Raw genomic sequence first — 20,891 nt, forward strand, 5'->3', positions numbered from 1 at the left:
CACACAATCCGTTGACTGTGAGGCCGTCTTCGCAGGCAAGCCAGCTCCCACATTTGGACTGCGGTGCGTCAGGTAGATAAGCATCGGCTATCAGGCCGTCGCGGGAGCAAGCTCCCTCTCCACAGGTTCAGCGTCATACCCAAGTTGTGTAGATACCTATGCGCCGATGAGGCCATGACCTTGCAGGCGCTCTGCGATGAACCCTTTATCCTGACTGAAGCCGGCTCGTCGGAGCTGGTGTTGCTCAGCACGTTGGAGGCGGTCAGCCGGGGCGATGGTTTGTGTGTGGTTGCGCAGGCTCCCCTGCCGGAACATGCCGGCTCGCATTATGTGGCGTTGCCATTGGCACCGCGGGTACCGCGTCGGATCGGGCTGGCGGTGCTGGATCGGCGTCAGTCTTCCCCGGCTGCCCTGGCATTCATCGCGCTGGCACAAGGGCTGTACCCCTCGCCTACTTAGTTACCGGCCTATGCGCTGCGTCCTCTCCTGCGTCGCGCCATTGTCATCCAATGTAGTGAAACGCAGCGTCGGCGTACCTCGCCACGGTACAACCCAACCCGGCATGCTCAACTCGACCGTTGAGCGCGGAGCCAGCATCGGTGGGTTTTCGTGGCGGTATGCGACGCCCTCAAGATTGAGCGCCACGCTGGACAAGGTCACATGAAAGGCACTCGGGTTGCGCACCCGCAGCACCGGGCGGTCGTCTGCCAGTTGCCATTGCAGCGCCGCCACGGCATCTTCCGCCCTGCCTGGCAACGCGTTGGGGCGCAGGAACAGTTTGATGCGCGTGCGAAACGCCAATTGCAGTTGATGGCTCGCCGCGTCAGTGGGCCGGATCCCCAGCACATTCAGCCAATACACCACTTCCTGGGGATCGGTCGTGGCAGTCTGCGGAACCGGATGATAGATCACTCGCAATGCGTGCGATTTGCCCGCCTCCATCCTCAGGATCGGTGGCGTGACGGTAAACGGTACGTCACTCAGTTCCGGCGACGTCTGAGGGTCGCCTTCATCGATCCAGACTTGCACCAGCCTCGGGCTGTCCGCCTCGTTGCGCAGGTTGAGAGTTACCCCCCGTGCGGTGGCCGGGTAAATGAGCCGGGTACGATCTATCACGATTTCGGCCTGCGCTTTCGCCATAGATGCCGACAGTGCCAGACCGAGCACGCAGTTCAATAACACTCGGATCATCACGCCGACTACCGATAGGCCAAAGTGAAGGTCGCCAACCCGTTGGCCGTGCCCGGGCGGACGATGGCGCCGGTTTGTATGTAGCGCGCGGTCAAGGGAATCTGGAAGGTGCCGTTGCCGGTGCTACCTGCCAACCATTGATTCGGCGTGCCGATAGCGGCGGCGTCGGGGCCGTAGCTGATCAGGCGATTGCCAAACAGCAGTTGCAGCGCCACGCCCTTGGCGGTGGAATTGGCGGTCAATGTCAGTTGGTCACTACGATTGGCCGGTTGGGTCTGGTCGGTCAAGGTCAACAGCACATCGCTGTCAGCGCCCCCGCCACCCGCGCATTGCAAGGTGATGGTGCGGGTGGCATTGCCGGCCACGCTGCCAATGCCCTTGAATGCACGGCTCTCCACCGCCCCCAGCGGGATCGCCACGGAGGGCGTGGAGACCGTGCAGGTTGGCTTGCTCGGCGGGCCTACTTCAATACTGCCGAAGTTGAACGCGTGGTGCGTCTCGCTGGTGTACAGGTACAAGCCCGCGAAGGTCTGCGGCGTAATGGTGCCGCCCTGGATCGGGCCGGTTACTACCAAGAACAAGCGTCCGCGCAAGCCCCACGTAGGCAAACCTGGATGGATCGGGCCACGTAACACTGTGACCCCGGTAGTCACGGTTTGCATCGGTCCGACGTCACGGTCCTGCGCCATAAACGCAAACCCGACACCTTGCACGCCGGTCAGATGAACCGGCATGACGACCCCTGAGTGGAAGAAGTTACGTCCCGTCCAGGGAATCTCCCGAGCAATCCGCGTGGACGACCAATAGCGAACAATAAGGTTGGGCGGATATGTGCACCTCAACCCGTGCGCTACCTCGACGGGGTAGCCATCCGGGTTTCCCAGGGCCTGGCCGACCACAGGGTTGGCGGGCACCGTAATGCGCGGCACCGACAGCACCGTCGGCGGCGCGGGCGTACACGTCGCCTTGGCCTGGACATGGGGCGCGCTGGCAAGGGCGATGCAGGTCACCATTACAAGCCCTACCAAACGTTGCCTACCGGGGCTGATCATCGGCTGCTGACCTCATCGTTGGCGGTGTTGGCGTGGCACCGGCTGACCAGTTGGTCGGCATTCTCCTGGCGGTGCCCCGGTGGCCGCGGTGGCAGACGGTATGGGATATAGCAGCGGTCACTTGCCGCCTCGGTCCACCGCACGGTCAGCGTGCCCTGGTCGGCCACGCCGCGCACAAACGCCTTGCCGGCTTGCCCAATCACCCCGACTTCCCTGCCCTGCTCGTCGAACACCTGAGCGGCAAAAGGCAGCGGCTGACCGTTGCGATGGGTCGCCTTGATCACCACCGCACGGCCACTGACGGTCTCGAACTTGACCAGCGACACTGCGCCTCCTGTCGGTACCACCGAGTGATTCGATTCCTTGAGCTCCACATCCATGGGCATGCCTTCGGGGTCGATATCCACGTCATTGGGATGGTAGGCCCGCAAGCTCGGCAACACGCCATAGCCGTATGAGTCGATGCGTACACCCCCGCCGATCTGCGCGCCCTGGGCATCCGGTGCATACACCAGTGCCGACGCTTCACCGAGGCTTTGCGAGAGGGTCACGCCACCGCCATGGGCAATCAGCCCGCCGTCGGCGCTCATGGACACTTGTGCGTTGTTGCCACTCTGGCCGTAACCGGCGCGCAGGTTGGCCGTGCTGCTGCGATACCCGGCGTAGGCATTGAAGCTGGAACCGGCCTGGCTCCCCGTGCCCTGGCTGCCGGCCAGGCCGTAGTGCCCCTCTGACGCCTCGCCGAGCAAGCCATTGATACCCACTTGCTGTTGACTGCCCTTTGACTCGCCGGTGTCGCGCGACAACGCGCTGCTGAGAGTCGGCGCCGATGTGCCCTGGCCCAGCGGCATCGACAGGGTCAGTGCCAGACGATTATCGACGCGACCGGGTTGCAACGCGCGGCCGAAAAAGATCGCGTCACTGTGGTCACGATCGCTGGGTGGGTCGGCGGCGCTAACCCTTGAGCGCTGCGCCGAAATGTTCCAGTTGAGCCGCTTCCAGCGTGATCCATAGCTGAGGGTGAAGGATGTCTGGCGACCTTGCCGGCTCGCCCAGTAGTCAACCGAACTGCCGTACAGGCTCAAGGTGCCTTCGCCCACTTGCTGGCTGATCGTCAGATCGAGACGGCTTTTCTGTCGGGCATAGCCCTCGATGTTCCCCTGCTGACGCGCCAGTTCCTGCACATTCAAAGCATCCGGCAGGCTCAGATAGCCGACCGTGGAGAAGCGGTAGGCGCCCAGCGCAAAATGGGTTCCGGAAAACGGCAGGTTCTTGTTGTAGGCCAGGCCCCAACTGTGTCCGCCAACCACCCCGTTGCCCTCGATGCGGGTGCGCGAGTGCGTGGTGTCCAGGGCAAACGCGCCGATGGGCGTACTCATCGCCAGCCCGGCCTTGCCCTGCAAGTATCCCTGGGAAACCGCGCTGCCGCCGTACAGGCTCAGGCCATCGGTAAGGCCATGTTGCAAGGTGCCCTGAAACACCATGGGGCGGGTCTTGCTGACCCCGCGTTGCTGCACTTGGCCCAACGTGGTGCTGTAGTGAGTGGCGCCCTGGCGCAATAACTGTGGGGCCACGGAATACGGCACGACAAAGGTGGTGCGGCGCCCGTCCACCTCGGTGACGCTGACATTGAGGTCGCCACCGTAGCCCGTGGGGTATAGGTCGTCGATGACAAAGGGCCCCGGGGCAACCTGGGTTTCGTAGATCGTGTAGCCGTTCTGGCGCACCGTTACCGTGGCGTTGCTGTCGGCGATGCCGCGAATCTGCGGTGCATAGCCTTGTTGCGACGGCGCCAGCATGCGGTCATCGATCGACAGGGTGATGCCCCGCACCCGCACGCCGTCGAGGACCTGGCCGTTACTGAAGCTGTCGCCAAGGGTCAGTTGCGAACGCCAGGCCGACAAGGGCCGTTGCAGGTACGTGGCGGTGTGTTGATAAGGCAACAGACCGCCACGGGAAGTCCAGGCCTGGCCGCCTTGGTGGCGCAGGCGCCAGTCGCCGAGGTTGACGCCGCCGTTGAGGCCCAGGTAACCCCGACCTTCCCCCGCCCCCGACGTCACCGCTGCGGCGCTGAAGGTGTAATTGAGCAGCGCAACGTCGAGCCCTCTGTCCCAGCGGGCCGGGTCAACGTAACCGCGCGCGGCACGGCTGAGGTGGGCTTGGGGAATACTGACGTCGAGTGTCAGGGTCTCGGTGTCGAGTTGGCTGCTGGCCAGGGGGATCCATTGGGTAAATTCACGGCACTGCGTGTCGGCGCTACGTTTGTCAGGTGGCAGCACGACTCCGAGTTGGGCAAGTTCCAGCGCGCTCACGCAAGGCTGGACATCGTCCTGCCCCTTCCGGGAGACAAAGCTGATTTCGCGGCGCCCCGCGGATTGCCCATTGAGCATCACATCCACACGGTAGACGCCAGGCGCCAATGCATTGCCCGTATTGAAACGCGAAATATCCACGGCAGTGGCAAGGCCACTGGTGAACGCCTCGATATCAAACAACAGTGGCGCGGCCTCGGCCGGCAAGCATAAGGTTGTGAACACACCCAGCGACACCATCAGCCGCGAGTTGCACAACAGCCAGACAAACACGGGATGCCCAGTAAATGGCAGGTAAACAGACATAATCAAAACTTCAGGGGCGCTCGCTGCGGCGCGGAGAATGCGCCGTAATCATTGATGTATTTGAAATGCACCTGGGCGTCGGCGGGGATCGTCGGCAGGCTGCCGCGTACAGGCAGTTCGAGGCTGGCACCTGGCGGCACCATGCCTTCTTGTACCGGTATCAGGTGGGCGTCAGGCCGAGGGCCCAGCGCCAGTGCCACCTCGTTGAAGGTCACGTGAAAGGCCGTAGGGTTGTGTACGCGCAGTACGGCTGCGCGCTCGGTGCGCCTCAGACTCCAGCGCAGTTGCGCGGGGGCCTGGTCTGCACTGCCAGGCAAATGACGGGGGCGAAAAAATACTTTGGTGCGGATACGAAAAGCAAACTGCAGGTGGTTTCCCTCAGGTGTTTGCTCGTCGAGCTCGGCCGCGTTGACGTTAGGGGGGATTTCCAAGGCATTGAGCCAGAACAATGATTCTCGATCTGACGGCAGCGGCTCCTGGGTGTAGACCAGCCGCACCCCCTGGCTTCTACCCGGGTCCAAGCGAAACACCGGAGGCGAGAGGCTGAACGGCACGTCGCTATGGGCGGGATCTGGAGTGGCATCGCCTTGATCCAGCCACACCTGGACCAGGCGCGGTGCCCGTTTATCGTCGTTGCTCAGGCGCAGGGTGATTTCACGGCGCTGCTGGGGGTAGATGTGCCGTGTGCCATCGATCACCACTCCCGCGTGGGCCGTGGACGGTAAGCCGGCGATGAGCGCAAAGGTGAGGCTCGCCAGTAATGTGCGAGAAAGCATGAGTCCATCCTTCAAGACAGGGCCTGGCGTATTGCCAGGCGCCCTGGCCTTGATCAGGGGAATGTCACGGAATACAGCACTTGCGTGCTGATCGGGCCGGCGGTCGCTGCCCCTGTGGCGAAGTACTGAGCCGCAAATGGCAGCGTCACCGCGCCGCCGTCAGGCACTGTCGCGGTACTCGAACTCAGGCCCAACCGCAGGTCCAGGGGCTGGTTGGTGACGCCGTCCACAATCTGTACTTCCACGAACTTTGCCGGTTCCGGCGTTGCCGGTGCCTGATTGACCAGGTTGCCGGTCGCCGGGTTGATCGCCGGGCTGCTGCTCTCGAATAACACCGCGACCACCGTGTCCTTCGGGCAACTGCCGACTTGGATAAAGAACGGCTTTACCCCCGCCGTCTGCCCGGCTGCCTTGAGTGCGCTGGCCTGGACCTTGTGCAGCGCAATGGCAAAGTCCGGCCCGGCGCCAGGTGCAGCGCCTGCCCCGCCACTGATGCTGCAGGTGGTGCCAGTGATCTCACCGGTCAGGGTGATAGTGCCGTCCGCCGCGAACGTCGGTAGAGCGACAACGCTGTTAGCCATCAACCAGGCAACGGCCAGTGCGATTTTTTTCATTGCTGCAAATTCCTGTGGAGTCGTTAAAAGGCTGCAAGGCGGCTTCCGAGATTCGAAAGGCACGCGCCGACCGTCCCGCCAAAATTGGGCTAGCACGGCACTGAGAGAGGCTGGAGGGGTACGGTCCTGAGTCTCTTACTTCTTGCAACGATGTTTATGTTGCCTAGATGAAATCCCCGCCACAACTGACCGAACGGCTAGGTCAACGCGCTCAAAACAACTGAGCAGGCCTGCGTATTGCCATCTATCATCGGCATATCTCACTCTTTTTCTCGTGACTGACCGCCCCTATGCCCCTGACCGTCAAAGGCCCACGAAGCCGAGCCGCACGCTATTTCATCAGTGCAACCAGCGGCGTGTTGCCCATCTTGCTGGGGGTTGTGATTCTGTATTGGCAAGCCGAGCGCACCCTTGAACAAAGCACGGCGCAAACCGCTCAAGAAGCGGTGCGCCAGTTCGACCTGATGCTCGACAACACCGCCATCGCTGCCCAGGCGTTGCTGCCGCTGGCCGGTAAACCGTGTGACAGCGCCGCCAAGTTGGCGCTACGTGAACAAGTCACGCGCCGGCCGTTTGTGCGGGCCACCACGCTGTCCTGGCAGAAAAACATCTATTGCAGCTCGTTGTTTGGCGGTCGCTACCAATCGCCCGTCAACCCCGACGACTACGTGGATGGGCGCCTGTGGTTGATGAAAGGCAACCCCGTCACACCCGATACCGCCCTGCTGGTGTACCGCCTGGTCCAAGGCGATCAAGGTGCGTTTGCCTCGGTTGACGGTTACCACCTCACCAACGCCTTGCGCTTGATCAGCCGTTACGCGTATTTGGTATTGCACGTCGGCCCGAACTGGCTGGGTGCCGACGGCAAAGTGCATCAAGGCGCGTTGCCGACATTTGCCGTGGCGCCACAGCGCCTGGCTTCCGAGCGCTATCAATACAGTGTCGAGGCCGGAATGCCCGAGGGTGAAGTCTGGCGCTATATGCAGGCGCGGTATCCGGCCCTGTTCAGCCTGGTGGTGTTCTTCGGGATATTGGCGGGGCTGCTCGCTCACTGGCTGCAAAAACGTTCGTCAGCGCCAACCCACGAGTTACAACGCGCCTTGGGGGCCAATGAGTTCATCCCCTATTTCCAACCGGTGGTACGCGGTGACACCCGCCAATGGGCCGGGTGTGAGGTGCTGATGCGTTGGAATCATCCCAAAGAAGGGCTGGTGCGCCCGGACCTGTTTATTCCCCTGGCTGAAGACTCCGGCCTGATCGTGCCGATGACCCGTGCCCTGCTGCGCCAGACTGCCGCGCAACTGGCGCCTCATGCCGCGCGCTTCAGCCCAGGCTTTCATATCGGCGTGAATATCACTGCGCGCCATTGCCAGGATATGGCGCTGGTGCAGGACTGCCGGGAATTCCTCGCCGCGTTCCCACCCGGCCAGGTCACCCTGGTGCTGGAGTTGACCGAGCGGGAGTTGATCGAACCCACCGAGACCACCCGCCGCCTGTTCGAGGCGCTGCATCAAATGGGGGTCATGATCGCCATTGATGATTTTGGCACCGGCCACTCCAGCTTGGGCTATTTGCGCAATTTCAATGTCGACTACTTGAAGATCGATCAAAGCTTTGTCGCCATGATCGGTGCGGATGCGCTGTCTCGCCATATTCTGGACAGCATCATAGAGTTGTCGGTCAAGCTGGATCTAGGCATTGTTGCCGAAGGCGTAGAAACAGCCCAACAGTGTGAATACCTCGTTGCCCAAGGCGTGGATTTCCTACAGGGTTACCTGTTTGGCCGACCATTACCCTGCGATGAATTCATTAAATCGTTGGGCATCGTGGAATAGCCTTGCGCGACCGATGATGAAAGATTGGTCTTTCTTTAAAAGACATGATTTACTCGGGCTGAATTAACTACTACAATTTTTTCTGCCTGTGCAGAACTCGCAGAAGGGTCTTTTTCGTTGACGTGGCTTAACGTTCTTGGCTTATAGCTTTGTCTGCAGTTGATATCAGCAACTACATTATTGGAGTATAGATTTTGTCCAGACTCGCCGAATTTCGCGCAGCAGAAAAAGCCCTTCAAGAGCAGCTTGCACAGCTGGAATCCTTGAAGAACGACGCTGGCCTGAAGAAAGAAATCGAATTTGAAGAAAAGCTCAAGACGCTGATGGGCAAATACGACAAGAGCCTGCGTGATGTGATCGCTATCCTCGATCCAGCGCCACGCAAAGGCGGCGCACCGGCCGCTGCCGCGCCTAAACAGCGCCGCGCACGGGTGGTCAAGGTTTACCACAACCCACACACCGGCGAGCTGATCGAGACCAAAGGTGGCAACCACCGCGGCCTCAAAGCCTGGAAAGAAGAGTACGGCGCTGCCACTGTAGACTCCTGGCTTCGCGGCTGAAACATGTACTAAAAAATAGCCCCGCATACGCGGGGCTTTTTTTGCTCTAACGGTTCGAAATCGAACTTAAATCAGCGTTCATGTTGTTCAAATTCGCTCAGCTTGAGCGGGTCAAAGTTTCAGACTGTTACGCACCAAACTGACTTCCTCCTTGCTCGCCTCGTACGCTTGCGCCTGGCCGGCGTATGAAAAAACATAGGCTTTGTCGACATCCAGCGCACCGACTAATGTTTGCGACAATACGTGTCGACCGTTCTCGGTAATCACACAGGTAGTTTCCAACGCGTCAAGCCGACTCAATGTCGTGGGGTGCATTTTGCTGCACACGCTTTGATAACCGCCACGGGCAAAGTCTTTCTGGATCGACTTGCGCATCTCCAGCAACACGCCAGCAAGATTAACTTTATGGCCGGCCTCAATTGGCGTTCCGGTCAACTCCATGACCATCAACGTCGCACCATTTTCATCATTCTTGATCGCTCGCTGCCGGGACACGGCTTGGGGTTTGGCAGGGGGCTCGCCGTCAGGCACGACTTCTTCGACCTGCCAACCGCTGGGCCAATGGACCTGCGGCTCGGCGGCCAGCACAAACGGGCTGCCCAACAACACGCACACAGCACTCAACAGCGGCCTACGAAACTCGATCATTGCGAAAAACACCCAAGGTTCCAGCGGCAAAGTGTGCGGCCCGGCGCGCGCTGACCGCAAGGGTTGAGCGCGCTTTTTCATTTGGCGCAGCCGGTGCGCCTTGCGTATCATGGCCCGCCTGCATGGAGGCAGGCCGCAAGCCAATGGACCGCTCATCTCACATTTTTTCTGGAGGGCCCATGAGCCTGCACGAATTGAACACCTTCCCGGGCGTCACCGCCCAACCCGACAACGCCACGGCGAACTTCGTGTTCAACCACACCATGTTGCGGGTCAAGGACATCACCAAGTCGCTGGACTTCTACACGCGCATCCTGGGTTTCTCCCTGGTCGAGAAACGTGACTTCCCGGAAGCCGAATTCAGCCTGTACTTCCTGGCTCTGGTGGACAAGGCCCAGATCCCGGCCGACGCCGCCGAGCGTACCCAGTGGATGAAGTCGATTCCGGGCATCCTCGAACTGACCCACAACCACGGCACCGAAAACGATGCCGACTTTGCCTACCACAACGGCAACACCGACCCACGTGGCTTTGGCCATATCTGCATCTCGGTGCCGGACATTGTCGCGGCGTGCGAACGTTTCGAAGCCTTGGGCTGTGATTTCCAGAAGCGTCTGACGGATGGCCGCATGAAGAGCCTCGCGTTCATCAAAGACCCGGATGCTTATTGGGTCGAGATCATTCAGCCGGCGCCGATGTAAGCGTATCGAGCATAAAAAAAACCCCATGATCGCTCATGGGGTTTTTCATTTTCAGCTCAGGATTTACGCCGGAGCAGAGGTACGGATCAGGTGATCGAACGCGCTCAACGAAGCCTTGGCGCCCTCGCCTACTGCAATCACGATCTGCTTGTACGGCACAGTCGTTACGTCACCGGCGGCGAACACGCCAGGCAGTGAAGTCTCGCCACGGGCATCGACAATGATCTCGCCACGCGGCGACAGTTCTACGGTGCCTTTGAGCCAATCTGTGTTGGGCAGCAAGCCAATCTGCACAAAGATGCCTTCCAGCTCGATGGTCTTGAACTCACCGCTGTCGCGGTCCTTGTAGGCAAGGCCGGTGACTTTCTGACCATCGCCTTTGACTTCACTGGTCAATGCGCTGGTGATCACATCCACGTTCGGCAGGCTGTAGAGCTTGCGTTGCAAGACAGCATCGGCGCGCAGCTTGCTGTCGAATTCAAGCAAGGTGACATGGCTGACGATACCGGCCAGGTCAATGGCCGCTTCCACGCCGGAGTTACCGCCGCCGATCACCGCCACACGCTTGCCCTTGAACAGCGGGCCATCGCAGTGCGGGCAGAAGCACACGCCGCGGGCCTTGTATTCCTGCTCACCGGGCACGCCCATCTCTCTCCAGCGGGCGCCTGTGGCCAGGATCAAGGTCTTGGACTTGAGGGTGGCACCGCTTTCGAAGCGAATTTCGTGAAGCTCACCGGCATTTTTCGCCGGTACCAGGCTGCTGGCGCGCTGCAGGTTCATGATGTCGACATCGTACTGACGCACATGGGCTTCCAGTGCGCTGGCCAGTTTCGGCCCTTCGGTTTCCTGTACCGAGATAAAGTTCTCGATGGACATGGTGTCCAGCACCTGGCCACCAAAGCGTTCAGCCGCCACGCCAGTACGAATACCTTTACGTGCCGCGTAGATGGCAGCCGAAGACCCGGCTGGGCCACCGCCCACTACCAGGACGTCGAAGGCGTCCTTGGCGCTGATTTTTTCCGCGGCTTTCTCGATACCGCTGGTGTCGAGCTTGGCGAGAATCTCTTCGAGGCCCATACGGCCCTGGCCAAAGTTGATCCCGTTCAAGTAGACGCTCGGCACCGCCATGATCTGGCGCTCATCGACTTCGGCCTGGAACAGCGCACCATCAATCGCGACGTGGCGGATGTTGGGGTTCAGCACGGCCATCAGGTTCAGCGCCTGGACCACGTCCGGGCAGTTCTGGCACGACAGCGAGAAGTAAGTCTCGAAGCTGAACTCGCCTTTGAGGGCGCGAATCTGTTCAATCACCTCGACACTGGCCTTCGACGGGTGGCCACCGACTTGCAGCAGGGCCAGCACCAGCGAAGTGAATTCATGGCCCATGGGGATGCCGGCGAAACGCAGGTTGATATCGGCACCCGGGCGGTTGATGGAGAACGATGGCTTGCGCGCATCATTGCCATCGGTGTTCAGGGTAATCAGCGTGGAGAGGCTGGTTACGTCCTGCAAAAGAGCAAGCATTTCCTGGGATTTCGCACCGTCGTCGAGGGAGGCGACGATCTCGATCGGCTGGGTGACCCGTTCCAGGTATGACTTCAACTGAGCTTTAAGATTGGCATCCAACATACGGGCGATTTCCTGTTCATTCGGTTTATTGCAGACAAAAAAACGCCCGAGCGAATCTCGCCCGGGCGTTTTGAGGGCGGATGCAGCTTACTTAAGTGCGGATACCCGCCCTTGATACGCGTTCACAGACTTAGATCTTGCCGACCAGGTCCAAAGACGGCGCCAGAGTGGCCTCGCCTTCTTTCCACTTGGCTGGGCAGACTTCACCTGGGTGGGCAGCAACGTACTGAGCGGCCTTGATCTTGCGCAGCAGCTCGGAAGCGTCACGGCCTACACCACCGTCGTTCAGCTCAACGATCTTGATCTGACCTTCTGGGTTGATCACGAAGGTGCCGCGGTCTGCCAGGCCAGCTTCTTCGATCAGCACGTCGAAGTTGCGGGAGATGGTCAGGGTTGGGTCGCCGATCATGGTGTACTGGATTTTGCCAATGGCTGGCGAAGTGTTGTGCCAGGCAGCGTGGGCGAAGTGGGTGTCGGTGGAAACGCTGTAGATTTCGACGCCCAGCTTCTGGAATTCGGCGTAGTTGTCAGCCAGGTCTTCCAGTTCGGTTGGGCAAACGAAGGTGAAGTCGGCTGGGTAGAAGAATACAACCGACCACTTGCCTTTCAGGTCAGCGTCGGTCACATCGACGAAGCTGCCGTTTTTGAAAGCGGTGGCTTTAAACGGTTTTACTTGGCTGTTGATGATAGGCATCGTTGACTCTCCGTCAGGGGTTAAGAAGTTGATGAGATGAATCCTACCGGCTCTTTCGGTCGATGGCTCATTGGCAAACCTGATGCTGACGATTGGCTTTCTCTATCAGGTGACTGTATTAATAGAAGAAATCTCAAATCAGCGGTTGGGTTGCCAGGGTCATGCCTAGAAACGGCGTCGCTTCAACATAGCGCATCGCGGATTTCATGTCGTTCCAGCCGACGTAACTCATCAGCGACTTCAAATCCCAGCCGCTGCGGTGCGCCCAAGTGGCAAAGCCCCGGCGCAGGGAGTGGCTGGTGTATTGCTCGGCGGGTATGCCTGCACGCTCAAGGGCTTGGCGCAATAACGGGATCACGCTGTTGGGGTGCAAGCCCTCCTCGCCCAGGTTGCCCCAGCGGTCAATGCCGCGAAATACCGGCCCGCGCACCAACGCCGAGGCACTGAGCCACTCGCTATAAGCCTGCACCGGGCACAGCCGCAGCAACGCCGGGGTCTGGTAAGTCTTGCCGAGGTTGTCGCGATCACTTTTGCTGCGCGGCAAGTACAGGCTGATGCCAGCGCCCGGCACGGCTTGCACATGCTCAATGCTTAATCGGCACAGCTCATCACTGCGAAAGCAGCGCCAGAAGCCCAGCAGAATCAGCGCAGCATCGCGCTTGGCCCGCAGCAAGCGTGGTTGGTCGTGATGCTCGCTGGCCTGTTTGGCTTCAATGTCCAGGGCAGCGATTACTTGCTCCAAATGCTGGAGCTGCAAAGGCTCGGCCTGTCGCTCACGCACCGGGTGCACGGCGCGGATGCCTTTGAGCACTTTGCGTACCACCGGCGCCTTCGTCGGGTCGGCAAACCCCTGACTGGTATGCCATTGCGCCAAGGCCGAGAGCCGCAGCTTCAAGGTATTCACTGCCAACACTCCCGCATGCGCCACCAAGTAACGCGCCACGCTGTCGCTGGTGGCCGGCAGGAACCCTCCCCAACTGACTTCGAAATGCTCGATGGCCGCACGGTAGCTGCGGCGCGTGTTGTCGCGGGTGGCGGCGTTGAGATATCGGTCCAGGTCGCTCATAGGCGTCTATTCGTACTGCTGACAGATGGATGGCGGAGGAAAACACAGATGACACGGGATAATACGCCAATATCCCATCTGTTAAATCATGAATTTCAACGAGTTTTTAACCATGTTATAGTATGTATATACATACCATGTACCACAGTACTAAATCGACGGAGACCCCATGGCTCGTGGCGGCATAAACAAAGCAGTAGTGCAAACGGCACGCCTGGCGATCCTCGCCCGTGGCGAAAACCCCAGCATCGATGCAGTGCGTATCGAAATGGGTAATACCGGCTCGAAAACCACGATTCATCGCTATTTGAAAGAGCTGGACGAAAGCGAAACGCGGCAAACCATCACCCAGGCGCCAATTGACGATGAGCTTGGCGAACTGGTCGCACGCCTGTCCCAACGCCTCAAAGAGAAGGCCCAGGAGCCGATCGACCTGGCCCTGGCGCAATTCGAGCAACACAAAGCCGCCCTGCTCGCCCAGGTAGAAACCCTGGAAGAAGCGCACACCCAGCTCAAACAGCAATTTGATATCCAGGCCGCAGCCCTCGCCGAAGAAAGCGCGGCGCTGCAAACCGCCAGCACCAGCCTGCAGACCGAGCAAACCCGTAACGCCGGGCTGAGCCAGGCGTGCAGCGATTACGAGCTAAGGCTCAATGACAAGGACGAGCAGATTCGCTCACTGGAAGAAAAACACCTGCACGCCCGTGATGCGCTTGAGCATTACCGCAATGCCATCAAGGAACAGCGCGAGCAGGAACAGCGTCGCCATGAAGGCCAGTTGCAGCAGGTTCAGGCCGAACTGCGTCAGGCACAGCAAAGCGCGCTGGTGCGCCAGGATGAAATCACCCAGTTGCATCGCGATAACGAGCGTCTGCTGAGTGAGCAGCGAGTGACCGCCAAGGAATTGAATGCGCTGCAGGAGCAAACTCGTCAGGACCAGGCGCTACAGCTGAAACTCAAGGAGCAGCTCAGCCAGATCGACAGCGAGCGCACCCTGCTCCAGGAACGCCTGCGCGTGGCCGTGCAAGACAGCCAATCACGCCAGGCTGCACTGCTGGAACACCAGCAGCACAACAAGGCGCTTGAGCTGGACCTGGTCAAGGCCCAGGCAAGCATCGAAGCCCTGCGCCTGGCGGCCGTCGTTGCAACGGCGCCAGAGGCAGCAGAGCCAACCTGATCAATCCGCCACAGGCGTGCGCATGGTGACGAATTCTTCCGCCGCCGTAGGATGCACGCCGATGGTTTCGTCGAAATGCTGTTTGGTCGCGCCCGCCTTGAGCGCGATCGCCAGCCCTTGCACGATTTCACCCGCATCCGGGCCGACCATATGGCAACCCAGCACTTTGTCGGTGTCGGCGTCGACCACCAGCTTCATCAGGGTCTTTTCCTGGCAATCGGTGAGGGTCAGCTTCATCGGCCGGAAACGGCTTTCAAAGACCTGCACGTTGTGGCCGTTCTTGCGTGCATCCTCTTCCGTCAGACCGACTGTGCCAATGTTTGGCAGGCTGAACACCGCCGTCGCGATATTGGCGTAATCCACCGCGCGGTATTGCTCGGGCTTGAACAACCGCCGCGCCACGGCCATGCCTTCAGCCAGCGCCACCGGCGTTAGCTGCACACGACCAATCACATCGCCAATCGCCAGGATCGACGGCTCGGCGGTCTGGTAGAGATCATCCACCGCGACGAAACCGCGCTCGTCCAGTTTGACCCCGGTATTTTCCAGGCCCAGGTTATCCAGCATCGGACGGCGGCCGGTGGCGTAGAACACGCAATCGGCTTCCAGCACGCGACCATCCTTCAAGGTGGCTTTGAGGCTGCCGTCGGCTTGCTTGTCGATACGTTCGATGTCGGCATTGAACTGCAAGTCCAGGCCGCGCTTGGTCAGTTCTTCTTGCAGATGTTTGCGCACCGAACCATCAAAGCCGCGCAAGAACAGGTCGCCGCGATACAGCAATGAAGTGTGTGCACCCAGGCCGTGGAAGATGCCGGCGAACTCAACAGCGATATAACCGCCGCCCACCACCAGCACGCGCTTGGGTAGCTCCTTAAGGAAGAATGCCTCATTGGAACCAATGGCGTGCTCGCGCCCCGGAATCTCAGGGATCTGCGGCCAGCCACCGGTGGCGATCAGGATGTGCTTGGCAGTGAAGCGCTCACCATTAATCTCAACCTGATGGGCATCGACCAGGCGTGCATGCCCTTCGTGCAATGTCACGCCGCTGTTGACCAACAGGTTGCGATAGATGCCGTTGAGGCGGTTGATCTCGCGATCCTTGTTGGCGATCAAGGTCGCCCAATCAAAGTTCGCCTCGCCCAGGGACCAGCCAAAGCCGCTGGCCTGTTCAAAATCTTCGGCAAAATGCGCGCCGTACACCAACAGCTTCTTTGGGACACAGCCGACGTTCACGCAGGTGCCGCCCAAGTAACGGCTCTCCGCCACAGCCACCTTGGCGCCAAAGCCAGCGGCAAAGCGCGCCGCGCGAACACCGCCGGAACCGGCGCCAATTACATACAGGTCAAAATCGTAGGCCATTTCACTCTCCTCGGCAGGACACCAGCATACCGACTTAGGTGGGGACGAGAAACGAAAAAGCCAATCGACATACCTTGCCACATTCAAATACGAGGCCCTAGAGAGCGCATTGTCACGACGGTCTTTAACGGCTAGTTAAAAACCGTAGGCGTCACCTGTCATTGTTGACAGTAGAAGGCTGATTGACGATCCGTAATGATACTTCGGTGCCGTAAACACTCACCGCATCCGAAATGAGGAAGCATCGCTATGATTTTCGGCTATCGCTTTACGCTTAGTTCAAGATTTTTTAGCCGACTCACGCTCATTGTGCTGGCTGCATGGATCACTTCCAGCCATGCCGACAGCATGCTTGTCTCAATTCCAAATCCTCACACCTCACCCGCTGCTGGAGTGGCTCCGCTGTTATCGGCCACTGCGCCGGGGTCAGATCGTTTCTTCGCTGTAGGTTTAATGAAGAAGACTCAAGGGCTCGCGTGGGAATGCACGGCGACATTGGTGGCTAGCAGCGAAACACCCAATGATACTCAGGCCGCGCTTATTCTCACTGCGGGGCATTGCAGTGTTGATCCTTTGTTGAGCATTGATAGCGGTGACAATGACGTCGTCATTGATAAACCCATGGCAGTTGGCTTTGCTTTTTCCCCCGCTTATTTTTTTGACAATGTTAATGAGCACCATTGGTACAGCATCAAACGTATAGTTTATTCAAGCATGAAAGGGTCGGACGTCGGGTTGCTGGAACTGGCTGCAACCTACGGCGAACTTCGCTCAAGAGGCGTGAAGCCGTTACTGTTAAAGAATTTTGATGCGTCCGACCGCGCCATTGAACTGGCACATATACCCCAGGGCGCTTTTCCTGGCGGATTTTTTCTGCGCCACTCAGTTTGCCAATCGCAGCCGCCCACGCCTCTTTTCGAAAGCGCCTGGCCTATCCGACCAGACCTTCCCTGGTATTGGTCCGACGCTCGTGCCAACGACTGTATTGGCGTATACGGCGGCTCCTCCGGCTCCCCGGTTTTTGCGAAAGATGGCAAGCGGGTAATCGGCATACTATCTACAGCGACCGACTCTTACTTGAATGGTTGTGGCTTCGCCCGGCCCTGCGAACTCGCGCCTGCCGGCACGGTAAGTCGGCCTGAGGCGGTATACACCCACTCGGTTGATCATATTCTTGCGGCATTTCGACCAGATAACACCTTGGACCTGAGCAACCTTGACCCGGGTACCGGGATAGCTATCGAACGCGTGGGCTCTTGGTCGACCCGCTCCGCAGCCCCCAACGAGCACGGTCAATTGCAACCGGCGTCTTGGGGCCTGAAGATCAGTAAAGGCTTCGAATGGATTCGCTACAAGAGCGGATCAGCCAGCTCAATTCAATGCGCACTGCCAAAAGGATATGGGGCGCCAGTCAGGGCGGTTGATCAACCCCTGCTTAAACTCCCCGTCGATCAAAGGGAGGGGGTTCAGGCGATATGCATCATTGGCAAACGCTTTGGACAGACGTCCTGGCAACCCATGAAGTTTGCGACCGTTAAATTACGCCAGCTGGATGACACAGCCCCGCAGAGCAAGCCGGAAGTCGACGTGTATGAACACAGCCCTGACGAATGGCAAATAACCACAGCCTCTCGGCTGAACGAAATTGTCCAGACGTATTATAAATACGGGGCGCTCGATTCAATTGACTGCAAGAATGAAAGCGGTTACGCCCTCGTGAGAGAGACGCTCATACTGCCAAAAGATCGGAACTGGCGTTATTGCGCCTACGGAAAAGACGAGGCCGGCAATAAAACGCTTATTATCACCAGGGACCTCAAAATCGAAACAGCGAAACATTAACCCGCCATTCATCTGCTGGCATCGACACTCTTCGCTTTAGAGGTCAAAAGCAGAACGCGTGCGCCTAACGCATGAAACAAAATGCCCCGAACAATCGGGGCATTTGTTTAGGTCGCTGAAACGACCTGCTGGAGCAACGGCTTACATGAATCAGTAAGCCTTGCCCGTTTTGTAGAAATGCTCGTAGCAGAAGTTGGTCGCTTCGATGTAGCCCTCAGCACCGCCGCAGTCGAAACGTTGGCCCTTGAACTTGTAGGCAATCACGCAACCGTCTTTGGCTTGCTTGAGCAGAGCGTCGGTGATCTGGATCTCGCCGCCCTTGCCTGGCTCGGTCTCTTCGATCAGCTTGAAGATGTCCGGGGTAAGAATGTAACGACCGATGATCGCCAGGTTCGACGGTGCATCTTCCGGTGCTGGCTTCTCGACCATGTCACGTACGCGGATCAGGCCATCGCCAATATCGTCACCGGCGATAACACCGTACTTATTGGTTTCGGTAGGGTTGACTTCCATCACCGCAACGATGGTGCAACGGTATTTCTGGTAGAGCTTGACCATCTGGGTCAGCACACCGTCGCCTTCCAGGTTGACGCACAAGTCATCCGCCAGGACCACGGCGAACGGTTCGTCACCGATCAGCGGGCGGCCGGTAAGGATGGCGTGGCCGAGGCCTTTCATTTGAGTCTGACGGGTGTAGGAGAACGAGCACTCGTCGAGCAATTTACGGATACCGACCAGGTATTTTTCCTTGTCGGTGCCCTTGATCTGGTTTTCCAGCTCATAGCTGATGTCGAAGTGGTCTTCCAGCGCGCGCTTACCACGACCCGTGACGATGGAGATCTCGTTCAAACCGGCATCCAGAGCCTCTTCCACACCGTACTGAATCAGTGGCTTGTTCACCACTGGCAGCATTTCTTTGGGCATGGCTTTGGTCGCTGGCAAGAAGCGAGTGCCGTAACCGGCTGCTGGGAACAAGCATTTCTTGATCATATGAGTCCTTACAAAGGGCTGTGCGTACGGAATTCGGCGCAGTCTAATCAGGCCGCAGTCACCTTACAATGGGTCCTGCTGGCGTTGCGATGTCATCATAGAGAAAAAATGTCGGCGTAAGTTCCGCTGATCCTGCAAAGCGCATCACCAACGGTCGATCAGAACCCGACTTGGCCCCTTGTTTAAAGGGCTGCAATGGTTTTAGCACGCTTTTGCCCCCCTGGCACTGACCTGCAACAACTTGCGCCCTGCCCCGGCAATTGGCGTTATCATGAGCACCTTGAACCAAGACCACGAGATTGCCAACAGATGTCAGAACCCAAAGGTGTAAACGGCTACCTGATCACGAAGCGAGCAGACGGCTGGCACTTGATCAATTTTCACGGCGACAGCGTTGCCGGCGTATTCGAGACCGAAAGCATGGCGATTGCCGTAGCCGAGGTGTTTGTGGATGAGGCAGGCCATGCATCGAGCAAGCGGCCGAAAACCAAGTAAGCCTCGTTGCTCTGCGAAAGCCCCGTCAAGCGGGGCTTTTTTGTGGCTGTTGACCTGCCAGCCTCACGGCCTCTGCGCCCGTAACCCGGTTAGTTGTTTCGCGCCATTAATGTCTATTGATTTTCACTGTATGCCATCCCATTCTTACAGCTATAACCTCAACTAAATTATTCACATTTAGCAGCGTGTAGTTCATTTCTTACAGCCAAAATCAAAGTTTTGGCAAAGTGCCACATTCTTCCTATACGTCGCGATACTGCCTGCCCACATCAATAAGCGAATGTGACGACTTACTTTTTCAAGCCGCCATCACACAATTGCTTCCGCCTCAACCGTGCGCCCAAATGGCAATACAACTAATTGGAAAGTTTTAACTTCTGATTGGTACTCGACTGGCGATCAGCCGAGTTTGCTGCCGGCCACTCTTGAGGTGAAACGTCAGCCCACGCCAACAGGTGGCGGGGCTCTTCCATGACATTTTTATGTGGGCATCTGCAAATGAAAACTACGTTCAAAACTGCACTGTTAACCATCGGCCTGTTCGCGGGTTCCATGTCCGGCGCTCAGGCGGCAGATGGAACGGTTACCTTTCTGGGATCGGTCCACTCGGGTGCCTGCTCCATCAAGCCTGAATCGGTAGATCAGACCATTCATCTGGGCGCCATCGCCAAGCATCAATTGCAGGCAGGCGGTAAGTCCGAAGCTCGCCGTGTGCTGATTGAACTGGAAGGTTGCGACCTGACAAATCTGACTGATAACACCGTGACCACGACGTTCACGGCTGCGCCATCAACTGACGTGCCTGGCGCAATCGGCACCGTCGGTACCGCAGGCCGCGTCGGCATCATGATGACCCATGGCGGCAGCCCTATCCAACTGGGTGTGGCAACCACGCCCCAGGCCATTTCCACCGGTGACAACACGCTGGAATTCGGCGCCTTTGTTCAAGGCGCGGCGACCGGCGACATCGTGCCGGGTGACTTCAGCGCGGTCACCAATTTCACCTTGGCTTATCAGTAAGTAGCCCCCCCGCCACCTCAGGGTGGCGGGGGGAACGGGTGGGAGAAAACGGTGAAAAAACTCATAAGTCTGGCGATGAGCTCGTCACTGGCGGTGGTCATCAGCCCTTGGGTGTTCGCGCAGGAGACTGCGCAAGGTGAAGGGGTCATCACGCTCGGTGGCAGGGTCGTTGACTCCGCGTGCGGGTTGGAACTGACCAGTGCCGATCAAACCATCGAGATGCCCGCCGAGCCCATTGGGCGGCTGTTGCGAAATGCGTTGGGCGAGCCACACCCCTTTGATTTGCGCCTGGTCAACTGCTCATTGACGCGCCCGGACCCTTTACGGCCGGGTGCAACGCTACCTGACTGGGAGCATTTGCGGGTCACGTTCGACGGCCCGCGCGACCGCGACGGTCGCTCTTTTGCTGCCTTCGGCGATTCACAGGGTGTTGCCTTTCACATCTGGGATTCGGCCGGCCAGGAGAGCGTGCCGGGCGAGCCGATGGCGCCGCATCCCTTGGCCGAAGGCGACATGACACTTCACTACACGTTGCGGCTGGTGGGCAACGGGTTGCCCTTGGCGCCGGGCGCTCACCGCGTCGCCGTGCGGTTCAAGTTGGAATACTTTTGAACATTGATGGGT

General features: G+C 58.8%; 19 protein-coding genes and 1 pseudogene. 9 read left to right on the forward strand and 11 right to left on the reverse strand.

The features are described 5' to 3' along the window. Positions 1-156: 156 nt before the first annotated feature. Positions 157-459 (forward strand): annotated as a pseudogene (locus A7K61_RS13170) (LysR family transcriptional regulator substrate-binding protein); the annotation flags it as partial. Here the strand turns inward: A7K61_RS13170 and A7K61_RS13175 are convergent. From A7K61_RS13175 to A7K61_RS13195, 5 genes are all read right to left on the reverse strand, one after another. Continuing rightward, a complete protein-coding gene (locus A7K61_RS13175) occupies positions 460-1,116 on the reverse strand; it encodes a molecular chaperone (protein WP_171905473.1) in 657 nt (218 codons plus the stop codon). 83 nt (positions 1,117-1,199) lie between these two features. Beyond that, the gene (locus A7K61_RS31340; protein WP_161952163.1) at positions 1,200-2,204 is read right to left on the reverse strand and encodes a fimbrial protein; all 1,005 of its coding nucleotides are present in this window, start codon (positions 2,202-2,204) and stop codon (positions 1,200-1,202) included. A 35-nt stretch (positions 2,205-2,239) separates the two neighbouring features. After that, complete coding sequence (locus A7K61_RS13185) at positions 2,240-4,861, reverse strand: fimbria/pilus outer membrane usher protein (protein ID WP_069557733.1); 2,622 nt, start codon at positions 4,859-4,861, stop codon at positions 2,240-2,242. A gap of 2 nt (positions 4,862-4,863) precedes the next feature. Then, positions 4,864-5,637, reverse strand: a complete 774-nt coding sequence (locus A7K61_RS13190; protein ID WP_047710905.1) for a molecular chaperone — start codon at positions 5,635-5,637, stop codon at positions 4,864-4,866. A 53-nt stretch (positions 5,638-5,690) separates the two neighbouring features. Continuing rightward, positions 5,691-6,251 (reverse strand): fimbrial protein, encoded by a 561-nt coding sequence (locus tag A7K61_RS13195; protein WP_069557734.1) that lies wholly within the window; start codon positions 6,249-6,251, stop codon positions 5,691-5,693. A gap of 290 nt (positions 6,252-6,541) precedes the next feature. Here A7K61_RS13195 and A7K61_RS13200 point away from each other — a divergent pair, with 290 nt between their 5' ends. Continuing rightward, positions 6,542-8,086, forward strand: a complete 1,545-nt coding sequence (locus A7K61_RS13200; protein WP_047710906.1) for an EAL domain-containing protein — start codon at positions 6,542-6,544, stop codon at positions 8,084-8,086. Between the two features lie 194 nt (positions 8,087-8,280). Then, positions 8,281-8,646, forward strand: a complete 366-nt coding sequence (locus tag A7K61_RS13205; RefSeq protein ID WP_003191298.1) for a histone-like nucleoid-structuring protein, MvaT/MvaU family — start codon at positions 8,281-8,283, stop codon at positions 8,644-8,646. 111 nt (positions 8,647-8,757) lie between these two features. Here the strand turns inward: A7K61_RS13205 and A7K61_RS13210 are convergent, their stop codons facing one another. Then, a complete protein-coding gene (locus A7K61_RS13210) occupies positions 8,758-9,294 on the reverse strand; it encodes a DUF4946 domain-containing protein (RefSeq protein ID WP_044274033.1) in 537 nt (178 codons plus the stop codon). 179 nt (positions 9,295-9,473) lie between these two features. On the opposite strand from A7K61_RS13210, the gene gloA reads away from it, so the two are divergent. After that, entirely contained in the window at positions 9,474-9,995 is a 522-nt protein-coding gene (gene gloA / locus A7K61_RS13215; protein WP_003191301.1) for a lactoylglutathione lyase, read from the forward strand. Between the two features lie 63 nt (positions 9,996-10,058). On the opposite strand, the gene ahpF is transcribed toward gloA, so the two are convergent. From ahpF to A7K61_RS13230, 3 genes are all read right to left on the reverse strand, one after another. Continuing rightward, complete coding sequence (gene ahpF, locus A7K61_RS13220; RefSeq protein WP_069557735.1) at positions 10,059-11,624, reverse strand: alkyl hydroperoxide reductase subunit F; 1,566 nt, start codon at positions 11,622-11,624, stop codon at positions 10,059-10,061. Between the two features lie 130 nt (positions 11,625-11,754). Continuing rightward, positions 11,755-12,318, reverse strand: a complete 564-nt coding sequence (gene ahpC, locus A7K61_RS13225) for an alkyl hydroperoxide reductase subunit C (RefSeq protein WP_003191303.1) — start codon at positions 12,316-12,318, stop codon at positions 11,755-11,757. A 133-nt stretch (positions 12,319-12,451) separates the two neighbouring features. Beyond that, on the reverse strand, positions 12,452-13,384 hold the full coding sequence (locus A7K61_RS13230; protein ID WP_069557736.1) for a site-specific integrase: 933 nt from the start codon (positions 13,382-13,384) through the stop codon (positions 12,452-12,454). Positions 13,385-13,553: 169 nt separating this feature from the next. On the opposite strand from A7K61_RS13230, the gene A7K61_RS13235 reads away from it, so the two are divergent. Next, entirely contained in the window at positions 13,554-14,561 is a 1,008-nt protein-coding gene (locus tag A7K61_RS13235) for a DNA-binding protein (protein WP_044273905.1), read from the forward strand. On the opposite strand, the gene gorA is transcribed toward A7K61_RS13235, so the two are convergent. Next, complete coding sequence (gene gorA, locus A7K61_RS13240) at positions 14,562-15,920, reverse strand: glutathione-disulfide reductase (protein ID WP_044273907.1); 1,359 nt, start codon at positions 15,918-15,920, stop codon at positions 14,562-14,564. Positions 15,921-16,169: 249 nt separating this feature from the next. On the opposite strand from gorA, the gene A7K61_RS13245 reads away from it, so the two are divergent. Then, on the forward strand, positions 16,170-17,762 hold the full coding sequence (locus tag A7K61_RS13245) for a serine protease (protein WP_044273909.1): 1,593 nt from the start codon (positions 16,170-16,172) through the stop codon (positions 17,760-17,762). A 150-nt stretch (positions 17,763-17,912) separates the two neighbouring features. On the opposite strand, the gene galU is transcribed toward A7K61_RS13245, so the two are convergent. Further along, the gene (gene galU, locus A7K61_RS13250) at positions 17,913-18,752 is read right to left on the reverse strand and encodes a UTP--glucose-1-phosphate uridylyltransferase GalU (RefSeq protein ID WP_003173830.1); all 840 of its coding nucleotides are present in this window, start codon (positions 18,750-18,752) and stop codon (positions 17,913-17,915) included. A gap of 309 nt (positions 18,753-19,061) precedes the next feature. Between galU and A7K61_RS13255 the strand changes: the two genes are divergently transcribed. The 3 genes from A7K61_RS13255 to A7K61_RS13265 all read left to right on the forward strand — a co-directional run bounded on the left by A7K61_RS13255 (position 19,062) and on the right by A7K61_RS13265 (position 20,879). After that, positions 19,062-19,247 carry a hypothetical protein gene (locus A7K61_RS13255; RefSeq protein WP_003191311.1) on the forward strand — a complete coding sequence of 62 codons (186 nt, stop codon included), beginning with the start codon at positions 19,062-19,064 and terminating at the stop codon, positions 19,245-19,247. A gap of 498 nt (positions 19,248-19,745) precedes the next feature. Beyond that, positions 19,746-20,267: a fimbrial protein gene (locus A7K61_RS13260; protein WP_032897213.1), complete on the forward strand. Its 522-nt coding sequence runs from the start codon at positions 19,746-19,748 to the stop codon at positions 20,265-20,267. Positions 20,268-20,318: 51 nt separating this feature from the next. Further along, positions 20,319-20,879, forward strand: coding sequence for a fimbrial protein (locus A7K61_RS13265; protein ID WP_069557737.1), 561 nt, complete (start codon positions 20,319-20,321; stop codon positions 20,877-20,879). The last annotated feature ends 12 nt before the right edge of the window (positions 20,880-20,891 follow it).

Source organism: Pseudomonas sp. AP42, assembly GCF_001728935.1.
Classification (GTDB): Bacteria; Pseudomonadota; Gammaproteobacteria; order Pseudomonadales; family Pseudomonadaceae; genus Aquipseudomonas; species Aquipseudomonas lactis.

Bases quoted from the DNA above. Each gene is read 5' to 3' on its own strand.
- A7K61_RS31340 (WP_161952163.1), bottom strand. From the start codon at position 2,204: ATGGTGACCTGCATCGCCCTTGCCAGCGCGCCCCATGTCCAGGCCAAG.
- A7K61_RS13185 (WP_069557733.1), bottom strand. From the start codon at position 4,861: ATGTCTGTTTACCTGCCATTTACTGGGCATCCCGTGTTTGTCTGGCTG.
- A7K61_RS13190 (WP_047710905.1), bottom strand. From the start codon at position 5,637: ATGCTTTCTCGCACATTACTGGCGAGCCTCACCTTTGCGCTCATCGCC.
- A7K61_RS13195 (WP_069557734.1), bottom strand. From the start codon at position 6,251: ATGAAAAAAATCGCACTGGCCGTTGCCTGGTTGATGGCTAACAGCGTT.
- A7K61_RS13200 (WP_047710906.1), top strand. From the start codon at position 6,542: ATGCCCCTGACCGTCAAAGGCCCACGAAGCCGAGCCGCACGCTATTTC.
- A7K61_RS13210 (WP_044274033.1), bottom strand. From the start codon at position 9,294: ATGATCGAGTTTCGTAGGCCGCTGTTGAGTGCTGTGTGCGTGTTGTTG.
- gloA (WP_003191301.1), top strand. From the start codon at position 9,474: ATGAGCCTGCACGAATTGAACACCTTCCCGGGCGTCACCGCCCAACCC.
- ahpF (WP_069557735.1), bottom strand. From the start codon at position 11,624: ATGTTGGATGCCAATCTTAAAGCTCAGTTGAAGTCATACCTGGAACGG.
- ahpC (WP_003191303.1), bottom strand. From the start codon at position 12,318: ATGCCTATCATCAACAGCCAAGTAAAACCGTTTAAAGCCACCGCTTTC.
- A7K61_RS13230 (WP_069557736.1), bottom strand. From the start codon at position 13,384: ATGAGCGACCTGGACCGATATCTCAACGCCGCCACCCGCGACAACACG.
- A7K61_RS13235 (WP_044273905.1), top strand. From the start codon at position 13,554: ATGGCTCGTGGCGGCATAAACAAAGCAGTAGTGCAAACGGCACGCCTG.
- gorA (WP_044273907.1), bottom strand. From the start codon at position 15,920: ATGGCCTACGATTTTGACCTGTATGTAATTGGCGCCGGTTCCGGCGGT.
- A7K61_RS13245 (WP_044273909.1), top strand. From the start codon at position 16,170: ATGATTTTCGGCTATCGCTTTACGCTTAGTTCAAGATTTTTTAGCCGA.
- galU (WP_003173830.1), bottom strand. From the start codon at position 18,752: ATGATCAAGAAATGCTTGTTCCCAGCAGCCGGTTACGGCACTCGCTTC.
- A7K61_RS13255 (WP_003191311.1), top strand. From the start codon at position 19,062: ATGTCAGAACCCAAAGGTGTAAACGGCTACCTGATCACGAAGCGAGCA.
- A7K61_RS13260 (WP_032897213.1), top strand. From the start codon at position 19,746: ATGAAAACTACGTTCAAAACTGCACTGTTAACCATCGGCCTGTTCGCG.